Origin of the sequence: Acutalibacter sp. 1XD8-33 (assembly GCF_003612555.1) — a bacterium.
Taxonomy (GTDB): Bacteria; Bacillota; Clostridia; order Oscillospirales; family Acutalibacteraceae; genus Acutalibacter.
The window spans coordinates 23,045-44,387 of sequence record NZ_RAZF01000023.1; the positions used below are offsets into that span (position 1 = coordinate 23,045).

Here is a 21,343-nt window from a genome sequence, read left to right on the forward strand (position 1 = left end):
TAAATGTTCTAATATCAAATTTTGTCACAAACTTTTTTGCTCGTAGCATCTCAATCCAAAAGGAGCTCTCCCGTATTGAAACACATTAGCTGCCTAATTCATCCAATTCTGCAATTTCATCTTTGATCATCTCAACAAAACCAGTATCTTCGGCAGAAGTATACTTTTCATACCAGCGCCGTGCCTCCGCCAAGTCTTTTTCTAAACCAAATTGACCAGTTTTATAGCCATACCCAAGATGCCACATTGCTTCATCAGACCCATTATTTGCAGCGGTGATATACCATCGAATTCCTATCTCATCATCCTGCTCAACTCCCCATCCAAATGTATAACACGCCCCCAAGCAACTTTGGGCCTTTACACTGCCCATTTTTTCTGCCTCCTGATACAGTTGGAAAGCGGTTAGTTTGTCTTCCTCCAGCCCGTTTTCACCTCGCTCGTAGCATTTTCCCAGCTTAAGCATAGAGTCAACATCTCCCGCTTCAGCCGCCTTTCGCAGCCATTTCATAGCAGCTTTTTCATCCTTATCAGTACAAAGGCCATGTTCATAGTTGAATTGTAATTGGCTCATGGCCTCTATACTGCCCTCTTCAGTGGCTTTTTCATACCACTCTATTGATGTTTCAAATTCCCCTGTCATTTTGAAGAGGTCCCCCAACAATTTCATCGATGCGACCGACCCCTGCTCTGCCGCTTTCTGAATCCACTGGAGGCCCTCTGTCCAATTGGTTTCATTTTCATCCTTGGCCAGAATAAGCGCGTTTCCAAGGAACAGCATACTCGACTCGTTTCCAAGGTCAGAAGCTTTTTGATAGTATTCAAAGGCTTTTTTATTATTTTTTTCTAAACCGAATCCTTTTTCATAACACAAGCCCAAATAGGCCATAGCATCTGCATTTTCCATATCTGAGGCTTTTTGTAAGAATTGTACTGCTTTTTCATAATCCTGCTCTACTCCATCCCCACTATAGTACCTAAATCCATAACGGAAATACCATTCTGCCGCTTCTGCTTTATTCTGCTTTTCAACGCCGCGGCCTGTCTCGTATGCTTCACCTAGGGCTGCCATGGAGTTTACATCATCCTTGGCTGCTGCTTTTTTGAGCCACTCCACCCCCACTGTGTAATCTGGTTCTGTGCCGCGTCCATCCCTATAGCATACACCTAACTCATACATCGCTTGTACAATACCTTCATCTGCTGCTTTTTTATACCAGGCAAAAGCAAGGCTCTCATCCTTTTCTACTCCAACGCCGTAAACGTACATCTGTCCCATTGAAAACATCGCAGATGAATGTCCTAGATCTGCCGCTTTCCCAATCCAGCTTGCCGCCAAAGCATCGCTTTCCTCCACACCTGTTCCATAAAGGTAACGAACTCCCATCTGATACATTGCGTCCGTGTTTCCCAAATCTGCCGCTTGCTGATACCATTGGGTGGCCGCAAGTTCATCCTTTTCTACACCGCTACCATTATCATAGCAGTATCCGAGCTTTATCATAGCGTCCACACTGCCTAAGTCTGCTGCTTTTTTATACCACTCAACAGCAGTCGACTCGTCTTTCTCCACACCCACGCCGCCTGCATAGCATACTCCCAGCAGAACCATTGCGTCAATATTGCCCAACTCGGCTGCCTTTTGCGACCACCGCTGACCAATTATAGCCTCTGACTCCATTCCGTTTCCATTCATGTAACACATAGCTAAACGGTACATAGCGTCCGCATTGCCCAAATCCGCAGCTTGTCGGTACAATTCTACAGCCTTAGCGGTATCCTTTTCTATACCTTGTCCTTCCTCATAAGCTATACCTTGCTGACATAACTCGTCCGAGTTTACCTCTACTTCGACAGAAACACTAGAATCGCCCCATTCTTCTGACCCATTACCTGATTGCAAACTAGACTCTGGTGAATCTACCTCTTTGTTACTGGCAGACTGTCCACAGGATGCCAGTATCGTTGCAATCGCAATCATAAGGCAACAAGCTAAGAATCTCCTATAGTTTTGCATAAATTTTTGATAAATCATTACCAATCCTCTCCTTGCTGTTTCATAAAACAAAGAACCATCGTTAACAGTCGCTGGATAATATTGGTATTATAGCATAAAGCTATGCGGTTGTCACCTGTTTAGCGTTATTTCTTTGTTTGGCGGCGCAAATTTTGAGGCGGAAACCGTTGGCTTGACACGGCTTGATTTCTATGTTACTATTGCACGGCAGAGGGGGTTTCCTTCGAAAAAGCTTTGAATTGCAGTTGCAAAACCGTCTGGTTTCTGGTCTGAGAATTCTGAATATGAATGAAACCAGATAAGGATAAAACTCAAAAAATGTGTTTAAGACAGCAGACACAAATATGTGGAGTGAATATCTTGTTTGGAGGAATTACAAAATGATAAAATCGCTATTTGAACAGTTAGACGGCACATATCATGAAGAAAATGGATATTTTATTCCAGATTTACGATTACCCGCCGAAGAAGAACTGCCGATAGGCATATGGGGACAGCGGCATCTGGACTATCTGAAGCAGTACCGCAAGGTTACATACACCAATCTTCTCACAAGCTGCAGGCTTAACGCCTACCTTGCCGACATCGACAGGCAGGCACAGAAACGCTTTGAAAGGCTCATAGAGGGCATGAAACAGGCACAGGGCATAACGGAACGTCTAAAGGAAGAAAACGCCTTAGAATGGACAGGACGGCTCAACAACATAAGGGCGTGTGCAAGGGAGATTGTGAACGAGGAAATTATTCAAATGTAAAAGATAAGGGTGGGGAAAACCTCACCCTTATTTTCGTCAAACAATACAATTTCAATGTGAAGATGACAGTATTGAAAATTGCTTTAAAGCCCTTTCATCATGCGTGTGGACATCAGGCAAGTTTCTCCATTGGCAAAATAGATAATTCGATTTTTAGTGTCAACTTCTTTTATATTATTTTTGTTTACCAAAAATGCCCGATGGCAACGCACAAAATTGCTGTCCAATACACCTGTTAGTTCTTTTAAGGTGCTGGGAAATTCAATCTGGCGGTCTTTTGCATGGAGAATGACTTTATGGATATTGCTGGAAGTTTCAAAAAATAAAATATCCTCATAATCCACGCTGATTTTTCGTCCGCCAATTTCAAGGGTATAGACCTTATGTGTCTTGTTGGTTTGGAGCGTATGTCGTTCCATAGCATTTAATAGACATTCTCTGAGTTTCACTTTCACTTCGGCAGGGTTGTCTTTTAATACAAAGTCCATCGCCTCTACCCGATACTGAAAAGTCATATAGCTCAGTTCTGAATGTGCGGTTATGAATATGATGAAACCACGGGGGTCATACAATCTGATTTGCTGTGCCAGCTTCATTCCATTCATGCTGCTGTTCAAGTCAATGTCAAGGAAATAAATGCCTGTGTTCTGGCTGGTCTTGACTTTTTTCAACAACATATAAGGGTCTCCTGTATCTAAAGCAAGCTGCATATCCAATTCTTCTATCAGAACAGTATTTTGAATGATATTTACAACAGTCCGCCGCTGTGCGGCATTGTCTTCGCATACAAAGATATCTAACATATGATGTCATTCCTTTCTGTCAGTAAGTTCTATATGTTGTGTAAAATAGTCGCATTTCATTGTTGTTTCTAATAGCACGTTGTCATAAGAACTGATGATTTTCTGGGCGTTCCCAAGCCCGATTCCTTGATGCCCGATTTTTGTGCTAAAGCCTTTTTGCTTTAATTTATGCAGCATTAGACCGCTATCCCGAAAGCGGTTGCTTATGATGATTGATACGCCAGTTTTATTCTGGATGATATTTAAGCCTATTTGCGGCTGTTCTGTCTCCAATGTGCTTTCAATCGCATTGTCCAAAAAGATTCCCAGTATTCTGGCAAGGTCTACCGTGTCTATCAGAAAACTTTCCACTTTGTCGGGAATGTCAATGGTGACGTCAATCCCCGATTCATGGGCGTAAATCATTTTTGCCGAGAGCAGGCTTTTGATTTCCAACACACTGATATTGCTAAGCTGGTTCAGTTTATAATCTTTCCCCGTAATCAGATTCTTCATTGGGAAGATTTTGCTTTCAAAAAAATCCTTTAACCTATCCAAATCACCCTCTTCAATATAACCAGATAAAGAGAGCAGAATATTAACATAATCATGCTTAAAGGAGCGCAGGCTGTTATACATAGCTTCTAAATTCCGTGTGTAGTCCTGTAAGTCCTGCATAGCTTTCTGCTTTGCTTCGGTCTGTATCCGTTCCAGATAAGAGCGGCGCATAGCCAGAAGTAAACAACACATCACAAGCAGATACCCCGAAATATGTAAGGCATTATTATATATCATTTTGCCGATAGAGCCGTTTTGTCCTGGAATCAAATTATCAAACAGATAGATGGTTATAAGGAGCAGTAGTGCAGCATCTATCACATACCATGTCTGCGGAAGACGCAAAATGCCTTTGCCAGACAGGAATATTTTTTTCAGCAGTTTGCCGCAAAGCAGCGTAATCCAATAAAACAGCAAAGTATAAATCAAATCAATGCCGTAAGAAAAATACCACTGATTTGATAAAGGTGAGGGAATCAGCATATAAAGAAAATTTGCCAGCAAATTCTCTGCCACAACGGCAAGCATACATCCAATCATACCCATAAAAACATTCTGCGGCGCAGTGTCACGGCAAGCAAGCAACCCATAGATACATACCGCCGCCAGAATACCGAACAAACCGTAGGGAACACAGGCGAGGAGCGTTACAGGCATTCCAGCAGCCAACAGAAGTATATAAAGTACGCTAAACGCTTTGAGATTCATATGCTGAGGCCATACATTGCGGATAGCAAGGGAAAGCCGAAAAAAAGATAGTAGCATTTCAATATATTCCTTCTTTCGATATTTACTTCCCTAATTATACTTTATACCATTCTTTTATATCAACTACCCCCTGCAAAAATGACGAATAAGTGCGTGTTCTGTAAAAAGAAAAACGCACTTATTCATGAATTGGGGGATTTCATGACTGTTTTGAAAGAATTGCTGTTTTCTCTGGTATACTATTTTGCAGTACATAAATTTGTTTTGGAAAGGAAACAGGAAGATATGAAGCATTTATTAAAAGGAGCTGCTGTAGCAGCGGTGGTATTGGTTGCTTTAATGGTAATCAATATATTTTGTAATATGCATGGCATTCACTTAGACCAGACAGCGACAGGTACAATATCAGCAGTTTGTGCTATGCTGTTTTATCATGGATTGATTAGGAATGAAAAAAATAAAGATGATGGAAATGAAAAATAACGAGTAATCATTTTGCAGGTCATACATCTTTAAAGGAGTAGATTACTAAAACGTCTGCGAATAAGTATAAATGCAGCAAGTTATAACAAAAGAATTTCACATATATAGATAAAATATAGCAAAGACATAGATAAAGATACAGAGCTGATGAACAAGTGAGGAATTACTGTTCGCTGGCTCTGTTTTGTTTTATAAGACTTTAAGGCAACCGCCCATCAAAAAAACGGCGTGTGGTGGGCGGTTATGCTGTGCCCGAAAAGACTTAACAGACACTCTCCAGACCTGCTTTAAAGTTTGGAGGGATTTTTTTATGTCCTTTTTTCGGGCAGTTATTTATCTGCTCATGCAACGCAGATTTTATCTATACATAGCATATCGGGGAATGGCAGGAAGCCAGTTAAAAAAATCCCTGCCCATGTAACGCTACTTCTCACCATGAAACTAGAAGTAGAATCTCCACTTAACAGAATATATATCTCCTATAACCGTAGAGGTCACAGAGCCTTAGCTGTCGCCAGATAAGGATACTTTTATGTAGGATGCGGTGCAGCTTCCTTTGAAGGACTGCGCCGTATCCGTTTGTTACGCCACAAATTTGAAGTCTTGCGGGTTGTTCCGTATTTCTTCCATCGTGGCAAGGATTTCTTTTTCCGTGGGAATATCTATCATCCCCACCGCCGTAAAATAAATATCTACCTTCACATGGCTGTGACCGCCGGATTTTTCGCTGTTGTGGACTTCGATACGCTCAATCAGCGAATTGACAAGCGTAGGGGTAAGCTCCTTAATGTCGGTCATCTCCCGCAAAGTGCGTAAGACAAGCCTTAAATCCATTACCCGCTGTTCGGCATTCTGCAAGGTCTGGCGGTTTTCTTCCACTTCCTGCGTCAATGCTTTCTGCTCCTTTTCGTAGTTCTGAAGCATTTTAGCAAAGCGTTCATCGGAGAGTATGCCGCCTGCGTTTTGCTCAAATACTTTTTCAATCAGCCTGTCGATTTCCGCTATCCGCCTTGTGCCGTCCTCAACCGCCTGCTGAAGATGTTGGTATTCTTTCTGCCGTATGGCGTTGTTTTTCTTTGCCAGCAGATACAGGAATACCGGCTCATAGCAGCGTACAAAATCGGATAAGCCGCTGACGGCTTCCAGCACAAGCTGCTCAAGGACAATATCACGGATATAGTGCATGGAGCATTCCCCTCTGCCGGATTTATATTGGGAACAGCGGAAATGCTCCTGTTTCCGTTTCATGCTCTTAGCGGCGACAAAGTGCATTTTCGATTTGCAGTCATAGCAGTAGAGCAGTCCCGAAAAAAGGCTTGTCCTGCCGGTTTTCGTCGGTCTGCGCTTGTGTTTGCGAAGCTCCTGCACCCTCAGCCATTGTTCCTCGGAGATGATGGCTTCCTGCATATCGGGTATGATTTGGTAATCTTCCTCGCTGTGCTGGATTCTCTTATGGACTTTGTAACTGACGGTAGTGCTTTTAAAATTAACGGCGCAGCCGGTGTACTGCCTGTTTTCAAGGATATATCCGACGGTCGCCTGTTCCCACCCGCAAGGGTTTTTCGGGAGTTTCTGTGCATGTTTCCTGCCGATGGATTCAAAATAGGCGGCGGGGGAAAGTATCTGTTCTTCTTCAAGCTGCCTTGCAATCTGCATCGGGCCTTTTCCCGCAAGGCACAGGGAAAAAATCTTCCTTACGGTCTGTGCCGCCGGTTCGTCGATTACCCATTGTTTTGGGTTATCTTCCGATTTCCTGTACCCATAGGGTACGATGGAAGCGATACGCTCGCCGTGTTCCGCTTTGGACTGCCACACTGCACGGATTTTCTTAGAAGTCTGCGCCGCATACCATTCGTTGAAAATATTGTGGAAGGGCATCATCTCCACGCCGTCGCCGGTCAAAGTGTCCACACGCTCTTGTATGGCGATAAAGCGGATGCCGAGGGACGGATACACCACCTGTGTAAGCCTGCCCATTTCTACCTGTTCACGCCCGAAGCGGGAGAGGTCTTTTACGATTATCGTGCCGATTTCACCGTTTTCCGCCATACGCTCCATACGCATAAAATTCGGTCTTTGGAAGGTCGTGCCGCTGATTCCATCATCCACAAAAAACATAGTATTTGCATAACCGTTTTTCTTTGCATAATCAGAAAGTATTTGTTTTTGATTGGTGATACTGTTGGATTCCTCGTCTTTATTATCGTCGTCAACCGAAAGCCTACAATACAAAGCTGTGATTTTTTCTTCTGTCTGCCCGTTTAATTTTGCTGTTGTCATAAAAATAATCTCCTTTCCGACAACTGGGCATAGCAAAGGCAGGGTTATCTTACTATACCCAGTTATCTTTTTCCAATGTGCAATATTAAACCAGCTTCTCGGACAATATCAGTTCTTTAAACTGTTCCAATACGCTTTGGCTTCCTTTTTTGCTGAAATGGGTGTTGACCTTGTAGGTCGTGCCGCCAATTTTTAATGAAAACTCGTTTTCACCGCTGAAACGCACTAATTTTCTGCTTTCAATGCGGATATCGGGACTTCGGGGCAGTACCTCTTGCGATAAATTGATTGTTTCATTTTCATCTATCGGTTCATGCGGCAGCATATAGACTGCATTTGGACTGGCTGTAAAAGTTTCTAATTTTTTCATACTTCCACCTTACCTTTCGTCACGGCGGTTTCGCCTGCGTTCCAGTTTTATGTTGTAATCGTAGAGCAGCTTTAGAATCGTGTCCGTCATCTGCTTCTGCGTAAAGTTTTTCGGGAAAAATCCCTTTAAATCCTGTACCTTAAAGCTGATGCGCTCGGTCTGGTTGGCTTTTTCCTCCGACATGATTTCATAAATACCGTCCGAGGAAAGAATATTCTGCTGCGCCTGTTTCTTCATGCGGATGCTTTGTGCGTGGGAGGGTGTGCAGTCATTCAGGCTCATTGCGTCAAGCAGTATTTTCTGCTGTTCTTTGGAGAGGTAGGAGAGTTCCACGGCGGGGCTGAGTGCGATAATGCCCCCATCAACCTTGTCAAGCAGTTCGGGGATAAGGTAAGTCAGACGGATATAGCGGAACACTTGGTCGCGGCTCTCATTCTGTGATTTTCCTATTTCGGCGGCGGTATCCGACTTTGTCGCAGCTTGCGACAAAGTTAAATCCGTTCTCTTGCCCTGCGTTTTCATTGCATCCATTTTCATTTTGTAGGCGAAGGCTTTTTCACTTGGGAGCAGCTTTTCACGGTGCAGATTGCTGTCTACAACCGCAATCATCGCTTCGTTGCGGTCAAGGGGATAAATTAAGGCTGGAACTTCGGAAAGTCCTGCTTTGACGGCGGCGTGTAAACGTCTGTGTCCGCTTATCACTCCATATTCATCTGTGCTTTCAATTGTTCTTACAATCAGCGGGGAGATAATGCCTTGCTGTCTGATACTTTCGATAAGATTGTCCATATCTTCATCATCCAGTACCTTAAAGGGATGTCCCTCAAAAGTACGGAGTTTATCCACTTGGATATTCGCCGCTTTTTTCTTCGGCGGGGTATTGGTTTTTGTATTTGTCATCGTGCATACCTTCTTTCCTTATTTTTGGTGATAACAGCGGTTTCTGCCTGCCGTTCGGCTTCAATTACTTCTTTCAGCTTCGGTATTTTTTCAAGGACAGCCTTTGCAAGGGATAATTCCGCCCGCAGAGGTTTTATCTTGGCGGAGGTTTCCCTTGCCTGTGCATTTAATTCCCCGCTTTTCTTCGATAAAAGAAACAAGCTCCTGCGGGGAATCAATGTTGTTCCCGCATAGGAACTTGTATTCTTTCAGCGTTTTATCTAATTTTACAATTTCCTGCCGCATAGCGGGGGAGAGCGGATGGGGAGTTTCAGGAGTAATATTGTTTCCCGTAATCAGCCTGCAAAGTTCAATCACAAGGGCGAAAAGTATCTGTATGCCGTCCATGCGCTGTATTTTACGGTACTCAATTTCGAGCGTAAGGAGCGGCGTATATTTGGGTTTGTGGAATGGGACATAGCCGACGTGCCGCTGGTTGTCAAGCAGCCTTGCCCTGATTGCTTCGGACGTGTATTCTTTCCCAAGCCGGTCTAAGCGGACTGCCCTCTGCCAGCCTGTCCCTTTTACGGAATAATGGGCGAAGTTTTCATCTCGGCAGATTTCATAGCCCATATCCTTTAAGCGGATTTCAAATGCCTTGAAGTTGGCGGACTGGGCAAGGGCGGCGTCAATATCTGCTTTCAAAATCTCCCGATGCGACAGCCCGCCGTTTTGTTTCCGCCAGTATTCTTTTTTGCTTCTGCCGTAAAACTCTGCGTCTTTCAAGATGCTTTTCCCATGTTCCAAACATACAGAGTCGGAGATTTCACGGAGTTTATGGTGGTCGGAGATATGGTTTTCAAATTTCCTGCCCGTCTTAAAGGATACGGAATTTACAACAAAATGATTATGGACATTGTCTGTATTAAGGTGTGTGGTAACAACAATTTCATACTCGTTTCCCCACATCCGCTTTGCGGTTTCCATGCCGATTTTGTGCGCTTCTTCGGGCGTGGCTTCGCCGGTCTGGAAGCTCTGGTACCCGTGGTACGCCACATTGCCGCCTGTTTTCCCGAAGCGTTTTTTCGTTGCCGTCATACGCTCATACGCCCGCTTTGCATTGCAGTTGATGCCGCTGACATACATACGCTCATCGGTCTTTTTATCGTTGGATACATACTGTAAAGCGGTGTACAAATCGCTGTCCACATACTTTTTGTCTATGGTTTTATCGGGATTTTCCGCATAATCAATCACTTCCTTCAGCCTGTCTTTGACAGGCCAGAAGCCGGTGGTAGCCATTTACACCACCAGCCTTTCACGTTTTGGCAGTATCAGTTCTTCGGTAATACTGTCAATGAGTCTAATAATTTTTTCTTCCGTATCCGCTGTAATTTTGCCTTCGACAGCGATACAGAGTTCGTCCAGCTTATCATTAAAAGAGAAAAATGCTTCGGGCAGGGCGGCTCTTGGCATATACCCCAAAGCACGCTGGCGGAGATACTCTGACACGGAAAGCCCGCACTTTTTGGCGTTCTGCTCAATGATGTTTTTCTCTTTTTCGCTCACACGGATAAATAAATTTTTGTTCTTGGCTTCGTTCATAACATCAGTCCTTTCTTGGATTTTTGAGGGGATTGGGGTATTCCCCAAAGGGCAATCGGCTCATAAAGCCGGTTGGGGCGGAAACTGTCAATACAGTTTCCCTGCTTGCTGCGGTATGCGACACTCTTTCTGCCGCATACGGTCTGTTGTTTTCCGCCGGTTTGTCTGAACGTTGTTTTTTTGTCCCTGCCCCCATCTCAGGCGGCGTTGTTTCACTCACTCTCCGAAAAAAGAGGTTATCGCAAAATCATATCCCATCCAGCCGGTCATTTAGTTGTAGCCGGCATTTAGGCAGCAAAAAAAGCCGGCACATCAATGTGTACCGACCAATACAAAAGGATAGACTTATCCCTTGCGGTTTTGGTTTCACAATGATGTAACCGGCTTTGAAATTCAAAGTCGAAACTGTCTGTTACGCTTGACCTCCGCCGACAGTTCAAGGCGGCAATGGCAACGGCGGTATTTCTTTTTCGCATACCGCAGGCGTGTACGGCGTAAAGCCGTACTCCCAAATTCTGTGAGGATATGTAATTGGTTGTGGTTCTCATAAAAGAGTATTTTATTGTACTGAATGAAATAAGTGTTTGTCAATACTTTCCAAAAAGTTTTTGAATAATTTTTTCAGAAGGTGGGAATACTATATAGTTTAGGCATAAGAAAGAGCCAACGAACGATTCATTCAACTCGTTTATTGGCTCTGCGTATTATGTGTTTTCCTTTCTGATGACGGTTACTTGGAATTTTTTTGCTTCTATCAATGTTTCTTGTTTACACTTCGGACAATAGAGAGGGTAGTTCTTCAAAATAGTATCCTCTCCAATCCTATCACGGGTTTTAGCTCCGCAAACAGGACAATGTACCCATTCAGTTCTCATAAACCATTTCTCCTCCTATCTTAACAAAGGCATATTTCCTGTCAACTTGTTAATCTGCTTTTTATTGCCGCAAATTGCGATGCCAATATAATTCAATTTAACCTCTGAGGTGTTCGTCATTTTACCGATGATCTCATCGTAAGTTTTACACCCTTATGCCAAATCAGAAAAATCAACAACATGCCGTTTTTTATATGGTGGACTTTAAGTTCAATCGTTCACTTTTAAAATACTACGAAATATTTTTGAAGATTTCATAAAGATTTGCAAAAATAATGAGCGATGTTTCCTATCGCCCATTAAATCCTAATATGGAATTTTTATTATAACCTCTGCACCGCCTGTTTTATCGGAATTTTTAAGAGCAAGTTCCCCCTTGTGTTGCTTTACAATGCTGCTTGTGATATAAAGCCCCATGCCAAAGTGCATATTAGAGCTTCGGCTGATGTCGCCCATAAAAAACTGCTCCCTTGCATGATGCAAATCCTCATTTGTAAAACCAGTTCCCTCATCTATTATGGCGATTTGTAGAAAATCGTCTGGCTTTTGCACTTCTACATAGATTGTCCCTTTTGGTGGAGAGTAATCTATCGCATTGCCTATCACATTCATAATTGCCCGTTCCAGTAGTAATTTATCCGCTTTGAAAGTTCCTAAATTTTCCCCTGTTTCCATGTGTAAACAAATTTCTTTTGTAAGGCATAATGAATTTGCCTGCGCTTCAATCTGTTGCATATAATCAGCTATATCAAATTCTTCCAAATTGAGATGATACCCGGCTACTGTCCGGGATATATCAATCAGCGTCCTGATATAAACGCCCATCTGCCCGGAACTTTCTATAATATACCCCGCATATAACCGCTGTTCGTCGTCAAGCTCTGTTTCGCTTATCAAGTCGATATTTCCTTGAATGACAGTTAAAGGCGTTTTCAAATCGTGGGCAAGCGCCGCTATCTGCTCTTTTTGTAATTGTTCCGCACTCCATTGTTTCTCTAAAGATGATTTCAAATTATTTTTCATATCAGAGAAAGAACATAACACATCTTCAAATTCTTTGATTTTTGAGTGTCCCACCTCAAAATCAAGATTTTGTTCTGCCACTTTTTCTGTTGCTTCAAAAAGTGGGGAGAGCTGCGCCCTCATATTTTTTGCAAATTTCGCTGTTAATATCACGCAGACCGCGATACAGTTTATCCCCATGAGGATATATAGCAGAATTTCCGGTGAGGGAAAATGATTATAGAACCATTCATTTATAAACTGTGAGCCAATGTAATATTGAAGCACCACATATTCATTTTCACGGGTAACAAACAGATACTGCTTGTTGAGGTTTTCGTTTATCTTTCCAGACAGGGCATACTCCATAGCCCTGTCTAAATCTTCGCCCTCTAAAGACGTTTCCCGCATTTGATAATTCTTATCCAGTATGAGGTATTTGCACCCCATAGGAAGCTGTACATCTGTTAAATCCGGCGTTGCAGCAATAATTGGAACAAGATTTTTTGCGCTGCGTTCTGAATAATCCGCATAAGTAATAAAGCCCATTCTGGTTCCGGCAAGGATAAGGCTAAATGGAATAGCTACCGAAACCATTAGCCCAATCAGCAGCATACATAAAAATTTCCAAAAAGACGCTTTCAATGATGTTGGCTTTTTTATTCCCATTTGTACCCTATCCCCCAAACTGTCGCTATCGGCTGAATATCCAATTTGCTTAATTTCGCCCGGATATTTTTGATATGGGTGGAAATGGTAGAATTATCGCTGTCGCCCTCCAAGCCCAAAACTGCTTCATAAATCTGTTCTTTTGAAAATACCTGTCCTTTATTTCTTGCAAGGTATTCACAAATCAGATATTCGCTTTTTGTTAGGGGAATGGGTGTATCATCTACCCGCAGCTCCTTTGCGGACAAATCAATTTTTATCCGTTCAAAGGTAAGGGCGGCATGCCGTTCCCTGTGTTCCCGGCGTAAGTGGGCATTTACCCTTGCCCGCAGCTCCGCAATGCGGAATGGTTTTGTCAGATAGTCGTCTGCCCCCAAGCCAAGCCCGAATGTAATATCATTTTCCATTGTCTTAGCTGTCAAAAAGAGAATAGGGCAGTCCACCAATGAACGGATTTTATTGCAATAAGAAAATCCGTCCATATCCGGCATCATAATATCCAGTATAATCAAATCGTATCTGTTCAGCTTATCAAGCGGAACCTGTGCGGCAGACGTATAGGCAGTAATGAAATGTCCGTCTTTTTGCAGCCCATTTTTCACAAGCTCTAAAATAGGCCGTTCATCATCAACCATAAGGATTGCTGCCATAGTGTCGCCTCCTTTCGTTGCTCTTTTCGTATTATAGCATAATCCGCAAGGGCAGAAAAGCGGTCATTTCTGCTCTGCAATATAGTAGCGGTTATTTATTTTTACCGCAACCGCTTCTGTCTTATCCGTATCGTAAATCTCGTAAACATCTGCGTAAAACCATTGTTCCCGCCCCTGTCCGGCGTTTTTTCCGTCCCAGTCAATCTTGTTCAAATCTTCTTTGGACAAAGGGCGTTTCGTTTCCGTATCGAATGTAACGCTTTCCGCAATAATATCAATCCAGCTTCCCAATTCATCATTTGATACGGTATCAGAGGTTACTTGATAAATAATCCCGTCACAAAGGAGCTGCGTTGCATTTTCGGGATTGATTTCAAACTTTCCACTCATAGACTGCTCTGTGTCCTTGAAGTCAAAGACCGTATCTGTGTCTTTGATATTTTCTTTTCTAACAGCTTTGTGATACCCTCCGTTTACATCTACAATCAGATAATCGTCAGCGTTAGGGGCTGCGTACACATTCAAGAATGGGATAATATAAGCAGCTTCCGGGGCTTTATCCGCTAAATCTGCCAACGTCCGAAAGGTAGCGGCTTCTATGTTTTCCTGAAGCAATACTTTTCCTGTTTCGTCTACCGCTGCAAGCTGCCGGATATATCCAGTCCATTCCCCAAGCCCGCCATTAGAAACGGTGTCCTCCAAAATCGTATAGTCGTTTCCCTTAAAGGAGAATTGCGTCACATTCTCTGCGTCCAGATAGCATTGCTCTTTATCACTGGAATATTCCTTGATTTTTTCCTGTAAAGAACAGCCCGCAAGAGAAAAGCATACAACAAAAGCAAATAGCAAGACGATAACCATTTTTCTATTTTTATTCATAATTTTTCCGTCCTTCCCAATGAGAAAACCATAATAAGGTCAACAGCAAGCCGCCTGTCGTTAATGCTGCAATCCATATTTTTTCCGCTCCATAGTTGAAAATTTGTCGGCTCAAAATATCCTTTACCCAATTCATAGACCATGAAAAGGGAATATACCTTGCTATGCCTTTTAGTTCTATATTGCTATATAAGATACATTGCAGACTTTCAAATACGCCCCAAAACAGGGATAACCCTAATCCAAATTTGAAGCTGAGGAACAGGTGCAGGATGTATATTATCAAATTACAAAATGCCATCCCGACGGCGGCTCCAATCAGCATTCTGAGCGGTACTGTATCAGCCATTCCCAAAAGATGTATGCCAATCACAAATAACAGGAACAGAAAGAACAATGCAAATACCCCCGAACCATAAAGATAAGTTAATTTTGCAAGCATATTTTTGTGTCGGTTCGGTACAGCAAGCAGCGTTTGGAAGTGTGAAGCCTTTTCTTCCAGTGCAACATTAAGGCCGACAATAACGCTTATCAACAATGGGAAAAACGTTGTCGTAATTTCCAATATCATTCTGAGCTTTTTACTATCTGCTGTGCTGCCATACTGGGAATAGTAAGCAAGAAATAACAATGCCCCAATAGCAGGTATACAAAAATGGATAGCCCAAAACGGTGTATGCTTTGTTTTTACCTGTTCAGAACGAACCGCATAAATAAAACCCATTTCCGTCTACCTCCCTTTGGAAAAATCCTTTGCGTCGGCATAGGACAAAATAAGGAACAAGAGTATTGACAACGCAATGGAAATTATAATGGATATAGAAAATCCACAATTCCCCGCATAAGTCCCGTTTATTTCAATTCCCATAAGCGGCTCTGCCAGTTTTGCCGCCCAACAATACGGTACAAACCACCATGCTATTGTATTTCCTAATGCAGTAGCAGTAGATAGAACAATTCCAAGTATTGTATTTAACACAATCGGCACAAACATTCCCGTTTTGCGTGCTAAGTACAGGCACAAAGGGATTTGCCAGACAGACGCAAGGACAATCCCGATACTTCCTACAATGCTGTGTAAAAGAGAATATACTGCCGTTGCCGGAGCAATGATATTACTGATAGAAATAAGCAATGCTAAAAATATCGCTGAAACAAGCAGTTTTTCGACTAAGATAATGCCCTTGGCAAATTCAAATCTTGAAAGGTTTACAGGCATAGAAAATACCGAATAGTATTTCCCGGCGTTTTCTTCTTTTCTGTGTGACAAAGAACACAAAATTGCGATTGCTCCCGGAAGCAGGAACGCATACCACCAGTAAAGCGTCATGTACTGATATCCCATAAATCCACCCATAAGCCACGCAAAAATAGCTGTGATTAGCGGAACAATGAAAATCAGTTTGTTCGATATTGTCCTCTTGAATTTCAAATGTTCTGATTTCAGATAGTCCATGCCTTAACCCTCCCTGTGATTGTTTTTTGCAACGTCCATAAAAAGCTGTTCCAAATTTTCGTTTGTGTTCAATTTTCCCTCATATCCAAGAACGCCACCCGCGATAATGCCGATATGGTCGGCTATCTGCTGCACTTCTGAAAGAATGTGGCTGGACAGGATAACCGTAATACCTTTCGCCGGAAAAGAACGGATAAGCTCTCTAAGTTCTTCAATCCCAATCGGGTCAAGCCCGTTGGTTGGTTCATCAAGTATGAGCAGTTTCGGGTTGTTCAGTAATGCAACCGCAATTCCAAGACGCTGTTTCATACCAAGAGAAAACTGTCCGGCTCGTTTCCTGCCTGTTTCCGTCAGCCGGACGATTTGCAGCGCTTCGTCAATCCGCTTATCTGTCAGTCCTAAAATAGTAGTCCTTACTTTTAGATTTTCATAGGCAGTTAAATTTTCATAAAGCGGCGGCATTTCAATCAACGCTCCGATATGGTTTAAGTCGCTGCGTTTCCATGCGTGACCGTCAAATTCGATATTCCCAGAGGTCGGTTTCAAAATGCCCGTAATCATTTTGAGCGTCGTAGATTTCCCGGCACCGTTCGGTCCCAATAATCCATAGACGGAGTTTCTTTCAATGTTCAGCGATATGTTGTTTACCGCCGTCTGTCCGTTGAAAGATTTGCAGAGGTTTGTTGTTTTCAAAATCATTTCCATAGTCTGTACTGTCCTTTCTTTTGATTATGGAAAAAGAATAGCTGATGTTTTTGAAGATTTCATAAAGATAAGGAATCTTTTTAAAATCCTGATTAACGTCTGCCATATCAGTATAAGGTAAATGGGAGAAGCTAATTTTGCTTTATCGGGTTATCTTTTTCGGGCATCGGCAAGTTTAACAGCTCCTTTTGGTATGAGCCATGCCCGATTGATATTCAATATGCCCTCAATCCGATTTTCCTTACAGAGCCTTTGTGCCCGCCTTACCGATATTCCCCAAAGCTCCGCTGCGTCCTGTGCCGTCATATACTCAAACATTTCTGTTCTCCTCAAATTGCACGGTATCTACCATAGCCGTTTGAACAAACATATCAATTCATAAAACGCAAATTTTTATCCCCCAAAAAAGAAAAACGACAGAGCTTTACACCCTGTCGCTACTCCGTTATGTGTATAAGATTTCTTCCTCCACAATCTCCCTTGCACAAGCCCTTATGTTACCCAGCCGCCCTGTCCATTCTAAGGCGTTTTCTTCTTTTAGGCGTTCCGTTATGCCCTGTGCCTGTTTCATTCCCTCTATGAGCCGTTCAAAGCGTTCCTGCGCCTGCCTGTCAATATCGGCAAGGTAAGTATTCAGTCTGCCGCTTGTAAGAAGATTGGTGTATGTAACTTTGCGGTACTGCTTCAGATAGTCCAGATGCCGCTGTCCCCATGTGCCTATCGGCTGTTCTTCTTCGGTGGGTAAAGTTATACACGGTATTAGATAATCTCCTTGCCGTTCGTATTTGCCATCCAGTTCCTCAAAAATCGTCTTTGCCATTGTCTGTTACCTCCACATTCTTTTTTTATTTTAAATGTCCGCAAAATCTGTCCTACATCCTTCGCCTAAAGTGTAGCAAAGGATTTTCCACTTTGCGAATGTGCGATTTTATTTTTGGTATAAAGAAAGCCAGCATAAGAAGCAGAAACGCTTCTTACGCTGGCTTTGCCTTTGCTATTCCCCATAAGTTGTGTTCCAATAATGTTTTCAAATTATCTCCTTATGTGGTGACAGCCTTTGCGGTTTTTCTTTTGTCGTTTTTTATCAGATTATGCCGCAGAGCTGTTTCTGCTGTTGGCTGTCGTTCGCCGCCTTTCCAATCTGAATTTTAACATTTTCAAAATTTCAGATTGGAGGAAAAAAGAATGGCATACAACAACGGACGGGAGAATAGGAAATGGCTTATCTGGAAAGAAGCCGAGGAAAAAATATTTCGGGAGCATGGAGTTGACGAAACCACCACCCCGCAAATCCGCACAGACGACAGGGCAGACTTCAATTCCAACAGGCGGTTTTACCATTGGACAAGCAATTTCGGCGAATACCTTGAGGAGATGGCAGACAGGGAGCGGGATACCGAGGTAAAGACTGTTTCTGATTTACTAGACGAGATTGAGGACGAAACTTTGTATCAGGCATTGCTTACGGTGGACAGGCGTATCTTGCAAATTATCCTGCTGAAAATGCAGGGCTATTCCACAAAGGAAATTGCCCCGCTTGTTGGATTGACAACAGGGGCTATCTATGCACGGTTAGACCATCTGCGGAAAAAGCTGCGGAAGATTTTATAAGCATCTAATATAGGCGGTTTTTCAGCGGGCTATTGGATGGAAGATAAAATTCTCCCATCCAATTTAAAATTAAATGAATAAAAATCCTGTCCACAGGGAATACTAAAAAGTTTACCTAAAATCTTGACACAAATATAGTCGCTATGATATTCTGAAATACTCATAGGAGAATTAGAAGTAAGTCAGAAATGGAGATGTCAGAATGACACCAGATAAAATATTGAATTACTGCCTTCAAAATCTTGAGGGGACAGTCTTAGTTGAGAGTTGGGGCGAAAAAGGGATTTTCTATAACCCAGACCATGTGCTGAAGCGTGGCGTTTATATATTGACGGTTAAGGAAAAGAACGGTGATAATGACAAAGGTTCTGATTTAAACAGAGAGAATGTCTACCGTGTGAATCTGGGAATACGGAAAAGCACTTTTGCGGAATTGTTTGGGGCAGTCCCAAAACGTCCGCCGGCGGGCGGTGTTGTAGATATGGATTATGACTTTACCGTATTGAATGAGATACTCCCCCATCCTGTTTACGCATGGATGGCGTGGATATGTGCATTGAACCCCTCTGAACAGACATTCGAGGAATTGAAACCATATATCCAAGAAGCCTACGAGTATGCAAGGGAGAAATTTAAGAAACGCAGGAAATAATCTTGAAGATTGAAAATGAAATAGCACATAGATGGAAGAATGAAATGTCAGCCAATGGACAAGGCTGACTGCCGCCGAACGTATGCTGCCCTTTTCGGCTGGCGTGTGGCAGCAAGATTTTGAATCCCAAAGCCGTTACATAGCATTGCGAATCCGAGCAGGAGAAAAAACTCCTGTCATTCGTGGTGCAGTGTAGCGGCTTTTTCATTTATCCAAAAGTCAAGAAAAACCGAATCCAGAACGGAGGTGGAAAGGACACAGGATTTTCTTTTCGGCGGGTCAGACAGGCGTTAAGAATGCCGCTGCACAGGAAATAGGGTTCCCGAAAAGTCGCTAGACTTTTTGGGAGAAGGAGGAGCAGTGAAGTGAGTGATTTTCCGTGCTTGCACGGAAATGAGCGATACGGAACTTGTGACGACGCGTCCACAGAGATAGCGACGCGTCCACAGAGATAGCGAGCATCGGATTGTGTCAGCCACAATCCCAATCCATGCTGCTTGCGGGCATGGACTAACTCAGGGGACAGCCCCTGAATACCCCGAAGAAAGGAATTTAAGACTGGAGGATTAAGGAAAATGAGCAGAGAAAAATCAGAAAAGGAAGTGCGGAATGTCCCGATTACCGTCCGATTGAATGAGGAAGAACATGAAAAATTAAAGCAGTGCGCCGCAGCTTGCGGTCTGTCCGCAGCAGAATTTATGCGTCAGTTATGCAAGGGAAACGCCCCACAGCCCAAGCCTAAAACCGAGTTTTGGGAGCTGATAAACAAGCTCTATGAAGTGCATGATGCTTTCAAAAAGTGCGTTCCATACTATCCAACCGCCGCCGAAATCTGTAAGGAGATTGAGGATTTTATCTTAGAACTGCAACAAAAAACAACTCTCCCACAACGATTTAGCGTAGAAGAATTGACGGAACAGGGGGCGGTCTGATATGGCGACAACGAGCTTATGGCATATCAAAGGGCGGTTGAAAGACCTCATTGATTATGTGGAAAATCCAGAAAGGACAGTGCCGAATGAAGATATGCAGGACTTTTTTGACGTGTTCTCCTATGTGAAGAATCCGTTAAAAACAAACGAGGGCGAGTATGTTTCCGCAATCAACTGTCTGAAAGAAACCGCCTTGCAGCAGATGATTTTGACGAAGAAACAGTACCAAAAGACAGGCGGATATATCGCATGGCACGGCTACCAGAGCTTCAAGCCAGACGAAGTAACACCCGAACAGTGCCATGAAATCGGCTTAAAATTGGCAAGGGAAATGTGGGGCGACAAGTACCAGATAATCGTTGCCATCCACCTTGACAAAGGACATCTCCACAACCATTTCTGCTTTAACTCCGTTTCTTATCTGGATGGGAGCAAATACAATTACTCAAAATCGGAGCAGAAAAAGTTGCGGGAAGTGTCCGACCGCTTATGCCGAGAGTACGGATTATCGGTGATTGAAAATCCCAAGAAAGCCCCTGCAAGACCGCTGTATCTGGATGAAAAGAACGGAAAGCCGACAAGATACAACGTCTATCGGGAGGATTTAAGGGAGGCAATCAACGGGAGCAGGGATTTACAGCACATGATGAAATACCTTGCCGACAAGGGATATGAAATTGATTTTTCGGGCAGCCATTGGAAAATGAAGCTGCCGCAGTACAAGCATTTCACAAGGTTAGACACGCTTGACGAGCGGTTGACTCCCGATTTTATACAGTCATGTTTGAGGGGAGCGTACAAACTTGGGAACTACAAAGCGAGGATTTCCTACTCTCCCCATATGCCAGAGCAGTATAAAAACGCATGGAAGCCGCATCAGAAAACCACGGGAATCTTAGCGTTATATTACTACTGGTGCTACCAGTTAGGGATATTCCCCAAAGGCACGGACTACAAGCCGACAAGCCCGCTGATGAAAGAGGAGCTTCGGAAACTGGACGAGATTACCGCACAGGTACGGTATATGTCAAAGCATAATATCTCTACACTCTCCGACTTACACGCCGACAGGGAGCAAAACCAGAGTGAAATGAATAAACTGATTGACTACCGACAGCATTTGCGGAACAAGGTACGCCGTACCACACCAGCCGAAAAAGAAAGAATTCGGGAAGAAAAGCAGGGCGTGACGGAGCTTAGGAAACGTCTGAAATATGCAGACGGGATTGAAAAACGCTCTGCCCATATCGACAACTGCCTAGACCAAATCCATGACACGATTGAAAATCAGCGGTTAAATCGGCAGAAACAGCCAATTAAAACAGACCGCAGGAGGGAGGAATTATTGCGATGAGCAGACTGTCCGTGGAAGAAATACAGGCGATTATGGAGTCCTGCAAACAAAAGTCAAGCCCCAAGATAGAGGAAATAGAAAATTTTTTAGAAAATGAAAAAGTGTATACCAAACCAAGCCT

General features: G+C 43.2%; 23 protein-coding genes and 1 pseudogene. 6 read left to right on the top strand and 18 right to left on the bottom strand.

Annotated features, from left to right (window positions below):
• Positions 1-85 precede the first annotated feature (85 nt).
• A complete protein-coding gene (locus tag D7X94_RS13075; protein ID WP_120428127.1) occupies positions 86-2,035 on the bottom strand; it encodes a tetratricopeptide repeat protein in 1,950 nt (649 codons plus the stop codon).
• Positions 2,036-2,397: 362 nt separating this feature from the next.
• On the opposite strand from D7X94_RS13075, the gene D7X94_RS13080 reads away from it, so the two are divergent.
• A complete protein-coding gene (locus tag D7X94_RS13080; protein ID WP_120428128.1) occupies positions 2,398-2,772 on the top strand; it encodes a TnpV protein in 375 nt (124 codons plus the stop codon).
• Between the two features lie 83 nt (positions 2,773-2,855).
• On the opposite strand, the gene D7X94_RS13085 is transcribed toward D7X94_RS13080, so the two are convergent.
• A complete protein-coding gene (locus D7X94_RS13085) occupies positions 2,856-3,575 on the bottom strand; it encodes a LytR/AlgR family response regulator transcription factor (protein ID WP_120428129.1) in 720 nt (239 codons plus the stop codon).
• Positions 3,576-3,581: 6 nt separating this feature from the next.
• On the bottom strand, positions 3,582-4,877 hold the full coding sequence (locus D7X94_RS13090; RefSeq protein ID WP_120428130.1) for a sensor histidine kinase: 1,296 nt from the start codon (positions 4,875-4,877) through the stop codon (positions 3,582-3,584).
• A 144-nt stretch (positions 4,878-5,021) separates the two neighbouring features.
• Between D7X94_RS13090 and D7X94_RS13095 the strand changes: the two genes are divergently transcribed.
• Entirely contained in the window at positions 5,022-5,303 is a 282-nt protein-coding gene (locus tag D7X94_RS13095; RefSeq protein ID WP_147401734.1) for a hypothetical protein, read from the top strand.
• Positions 5,304-5,885: 582 nt separating this feature from the next.
• Here D7X94_RS13095 and D7X94_RS13100 read toward each other — a convergent pair.
• The 15 genes and pseudogenes from D7X94_RS13100 to D7X94_RS13170 all read right to left on the bottom strand — a co-directional run bounded on the left by D7X94_RS13100 (position 5,886) and on the right by D7X94_RS13170 (position 17,493).
• A complete protein-coding gene (locus D7X94_RS13100; protein WP_120428132.1) occupies positions 5,886-7,583 on the bottom strand; it encodes a recombinase family protein in 1,698 nt (565 codons plus the stop codon).
• Positions 7,584-7,668: 85 nt separating this feature from the next.
• Positions 7,669-7,953 (bottom strand): transposon-encoded TnpW family protein, encoded by a 285-nt coding sequence (locus D7X94_RS13105; RefSeq protein WP_120428133.1) that lies wholly within the window; start codon positions 7,951-7,953, stop codon positions 7,669-7,671.
• A 9-nt stretch (positions 7,954-7,962) separates the two neighbouring features.
• Positions 7,963-8,853, bottom strand: a complete 891-nt coding sequence (locus tag D7X94_RS13110; RefSeq protein ID WP_120428134.1) for a ParB/RepB/Spo0J family partition protein — start codon at positions 8,851-8,853, stop codon at positions 7,963-7,965.
• Positions 8,854-8,943: 90 nt separating this feature from the next.
• Positions 8,944-10,134, bottom strand: a complete 1,191-nt coding sequence (locus D7X94_RS13115) for a relaxase/mobilization nuclease domain-containing protein (RefSeq protein WP_120428135.1) — start codon at positions 10,132-10,134, stop codon at positions 8,944-8,946.
• A complete protein-coding gene (locus D7X94_RS13120) occupies positions 10,135-10,437 on the bottom strand; it encodes a plasmid mobilization protein (RefSeq protein ID WP_016307790.1) in 303 nt (100 codons plus the stop codon). It lies immediately after the preceding gene.
• A 704-nt stretch (positions 10,438-11,141) separates the two neighbouring features.
• On the bottom strand, positions 11,142-11,312 hold the full coding sequence (locus D7X94_RS13125) for a cysteine-rich KTR domain-containing protein (RefSeq protein WP_016307789.1): 171 nt from the start codon (positions 11,310-11,312) through the stop codon (positions 11,142-11,144).
• A 15-nt stretch (positions 11,313-11,327) separates the two neighbouring features.
• Positions 11,328-11,450 (bottom strand): annotated as a pseudogene (locus tag D7X94_RS13130) (DUF2000 family protein); the annotation flags it as partial.
• Between the two features lie 168 nt (positions 11,451-11,618).
• Entirely contained in the window at positions 11,619-12,983 is a 1,365-nt protein-coding gene (locus tag D7X94_RS13135) for a sensor histidine kinase (RefSeq protein ID WP_016307788.1), read from the bottom strand.
• Positions 12,974-13,633 carry a response regulator transcription factor gene (locus tag D7X94_RS13140; RefSeq protein ID WP_120428136.1) on the bottom strand — a complete coding sequence of 220 codons (660 nt, stop codon included), beginning with the start codon at positions 13,631-13,633 and terminating at the stop codon, positions 12,974-12,976. Before D7X94_RS13140 ends, D7X94_RS13135 begins: the two co-directional genes overlap by 10 nt.
• Positions 13,634-13,696: 63 nt before the next feature.
• A complete protein-coding gene (locus D7X94_RS13145) occupies positions 13,697-14,512 on the bottom strand; it encodes a NisI/SpaI family lantibiotic immunity lipoprotein (protein WP_120428137.1) in 816 nt (271 codons plus the stop codon).
• Positions 14,505-15,236 carry a lantibiotic immunity ABC transporter MutG family permease subunit gene (locus D7X94_RS13150; protein WP_016307785.1) on the bottom strand — a complete coding sequence of 244 codons (732 nt, stop codon included), beginning with the start codon at positions 15,234-15,236 and terminating at the stop codon, positions 14,505-14,507. The genes D7X94_RS13145 and D7X94_RS13150 overlap by 8 nt, the downstream gene beginning before the upstream one ends.
• A gap of 6 nt (positions 15,237-15,242) precedes the next feature.
• Positions 15,243-15,968 (bottom strand): lantibiotic immunity ABC transporter MutE/EpiE family permease subunit, encoded by a 726-nt coding sequence (locus D7X94_RS13155; protein ID WP_016307784.1) that lies wholly within the window; start codon positions 15,966-15,968, stop codon positions 15,243-15,245.
• A 3-nt stretch (positions 15,969-15,971) separates the two neighbouring features.
• A complete protein-coding gene (locus D7X94_RS13160; protein ID WP_016307783.1) occupies positions 15,972-16,673 on the bottom strand; it encodes a lantibiotic protection ABC transporter ATP-binding protein in 702 nt (233 codons plus the stop codon).
• A gap of 150 nt (positions 16,674-16,823) precedes the next feature.
• Positions 16,824-16,991, bottom strand: coding sequence for a helix-turn-helix domain-containing protein (locus D7X94_RS13165; protein ID WP_016307782.1), 168 nt, complete (start codon positions 16,989-16,991; stop codon positions 16,824-16,826).
• Positions 16,992-17,118: 127 nt separating this feature from the next.
• Complete coding sequence (locus tag D7X94_RS13170; protein ID WP_016307781.1) at positions 17,119-17,493, bottom strand: TnpV protein; 375 nt, start codon at positions 17,491-17,493, stop codon at positions 17,119-17,121.
• Positions 17,494-17,858: 365 nt separating this feature from the next.
• On the opposite strand from D7X94_RS13170, the gene D7X94_RS13180 reads away from it, so the two are divergent.
• From D7X94_RS13180 to D7X94_RS13195, 4 genes are all read left to right on the top strand, one after another.
• Positions 17,859-18,284, top strand: a complete 426-nt coding sequence (locus D7X94_RS13180) for an RNA polymerase sigma factor (RefSeq protein ID WP_120428138.1) — start codon at positions 17,859-17,861, stop codon at positions 18,282-18,284.
• Positions 18,285-18,486: 202 nt separating this feature from the next.
• Positions 18,487-18,936: a DUF6194 family protein gene (locus tag D7X94_RS13185; RefSeq protein WP_120428139.1), complete on the top strand. Its 450-nt coding sequence runs from the start codon at positions 18,487-18,489 to the stop codon at positions 18,934-18,936.
• A gap of 575 nt (positions 18,937-19,511) precedes the next feature.
• Positions 19,512-19,868: a plasmid mobilization protein gene (locus tag D7X94_RS13190; RefSeq protein WP_120428140.1), complete on the top strand. Its 357-nt coding sequence runs from the start codon at positions 19,512-19,514 to the stop codon at positions 19,866-19,868.
• 1 nt (position 19,869) lies between these two features.
• A complete protein-coding gene (locus D7X94_RS13195) occupies positions 19,870-21,222 on the top strand; it encodes a relaxase/mobilization nuclease domain-containing protein (RefSeq protein ID WP_120428141.1) in 1,353 nt (450 codons plus the stop codon).
• The last annotated feature ends 121 nt before the right edge of the window (positions 21,223-21,343 follow it).

Coding starts and splice junctions, on each gene's coding strand:
- D7X94_RS13195 (WP_120428141.1), top strand. CDS start 19,870: ATGGCGACAACGAGCTTATGGCATATCAAAGGGCGGTTGAAAGACCTC.
- D7X94_RS13190 (WP_120428140.1), top strand. CDS start 19,512: ATGAGCAGAGAAAAATCAGAAAAGGAAGTGCGGAATGTCCCGATTACC.
- D7X94_RS13090 (WP_120428130.1), bottom strand. CDS start 4,877: ATGCTACTATCTTTTTTTCGGCTTTCCCTTGCTATCCGCAATGTATGG.
- D7X94_RS13120 (WP_016307790.1), bottom strand. CDS start 10,437: ATGAACGAAGCCAAGAACAAAAATTTATTTATCCGTGTGAGCGAAAAA.
- D7X94_RS13180 (WP_120428138.1), top strand. CDS start 17,859: ATGGCATACAACAACGGACGGGAGAATAGGAAATGGCTTATCTGGAAA.
- D7X94_RS13095 (WP_147401734.1), top strand. CDS start 5,022: ATGACTGTTTTGAAAGAATTGCTGTTTTCTCTGGTATACTATTTTGCA.
- D7X94_RS13115 (WP_120428135.1), bottom strand. CDS start 10,134: ATGGCTACCACCGGCTTCTGGCCTGTCAAAGACAGGCTGAAGGAAGTG.
- D7X94_RS13135 (WP_016307788.1), bottom strand. CDS start 12,983: ATGGGAATAAAAAAGCCAACATCATTGAAAGCGTCTTTTTGGAAATTT.
- D7X94_RS13100 (WP_120428132.1), bottom strand. CDS start 7,583: ATGACAACAGCAAAATTAAACGGGCAGACAGAAGAAAAAATCACAGCT.
- D7X94_RS13165 (WP_016307782.1), bottom strand. CDS start 16,991: ATGTTTGAGTATATGACGGCACAGGACGCAGCGGAGCTTTGGGGAATA.
- D7X94_RS13150 (WP_016307785.1), bottom strand. CDS start 15,236: ATGGGTTTTATTTATGCGGTTCGTTCTGAACAGGTAAAAACAAAGCAT.
- D7X94_RS13185 (WP_120428139.1), top strand. CDS start 18,487: ATGACACCAGATAAAATATTGAATTACTGCCTTCAAAATCTTGAGGGG.
- D7X94_RS13140 (WP_120428136.1), bottom strand. CDS start 13,633: ATGGCAGCAATCCTTATGGTTGATGATGAACGGCCTATTTTAGAGCTT.
- D7X94_RS13075 (WP_120428127.1), bottom strand. CDS start 2,035: ATGATTTATCAAAAATTTATGCAAAACTATAGGAGATTCTTAGCTTGT.
- D7X94_RS13080 (WP_120428128.1), top strand. CDS start 2,398: ATGATAAAATCGCTATTTGAACAGTTAGACGGCACATATCATGAAGAA.
- D7X94_RS13155 (WP_016307784.1), bottom strand. CDS start 15,968: ATGGACTATCTGAAATCAGAACATTTGAAATTCAAGAGGACAATATCG.
- D7X94_RS13160 (WP_016307783.1), bottom strand. CDS start 16,673: ATGGAAATGATTTTGAAAACAACAAACCTCTGCAAATCTTTCAACGGA.
- D7X94_RS13125 (WP_016307789.1), bottom strand. CDS start 11,312: ATGAGAACTGAATGGGTACATTGTCCTGTTTGCGGAGCTAAAACCCGT.
- D7X94_RS13145 (WP_120428137.1), bottom strand. CDS start 14,512: ATGAATAAAAATAGAAAAATGGTTATCGTCTTGCTATTTGCTTTTGTT.
- D7X94_RS13105 (WP_120428133.1), bottom strand. CDS start 7,953: ATGAAAAAATTAGAAACTTTTACAGCCAGTCCAAATGCAGTCTATATG.
- D7X94_RS13085 (WP_120428129.1), bottom strand. CDS start 3,575: ATGTTAGATATCTTTGTATGCGAAGACAATGCCGCACAGCGGCGGACT.
- D7X94_RS13110 (WP_120428134.1), bottom strand. CDS start 8,853: ATGACAAATACAAAAACCAATACCCCGCCGAAGAAAAAAGCGGCGAAT.
- D7X94_RS13170 (WP_016307781.1), bottom strand. CDS start 17,493: ATGGCAAAGACGATTTTTGAGGAACTGGATGGCAAATACGAACGGCAA.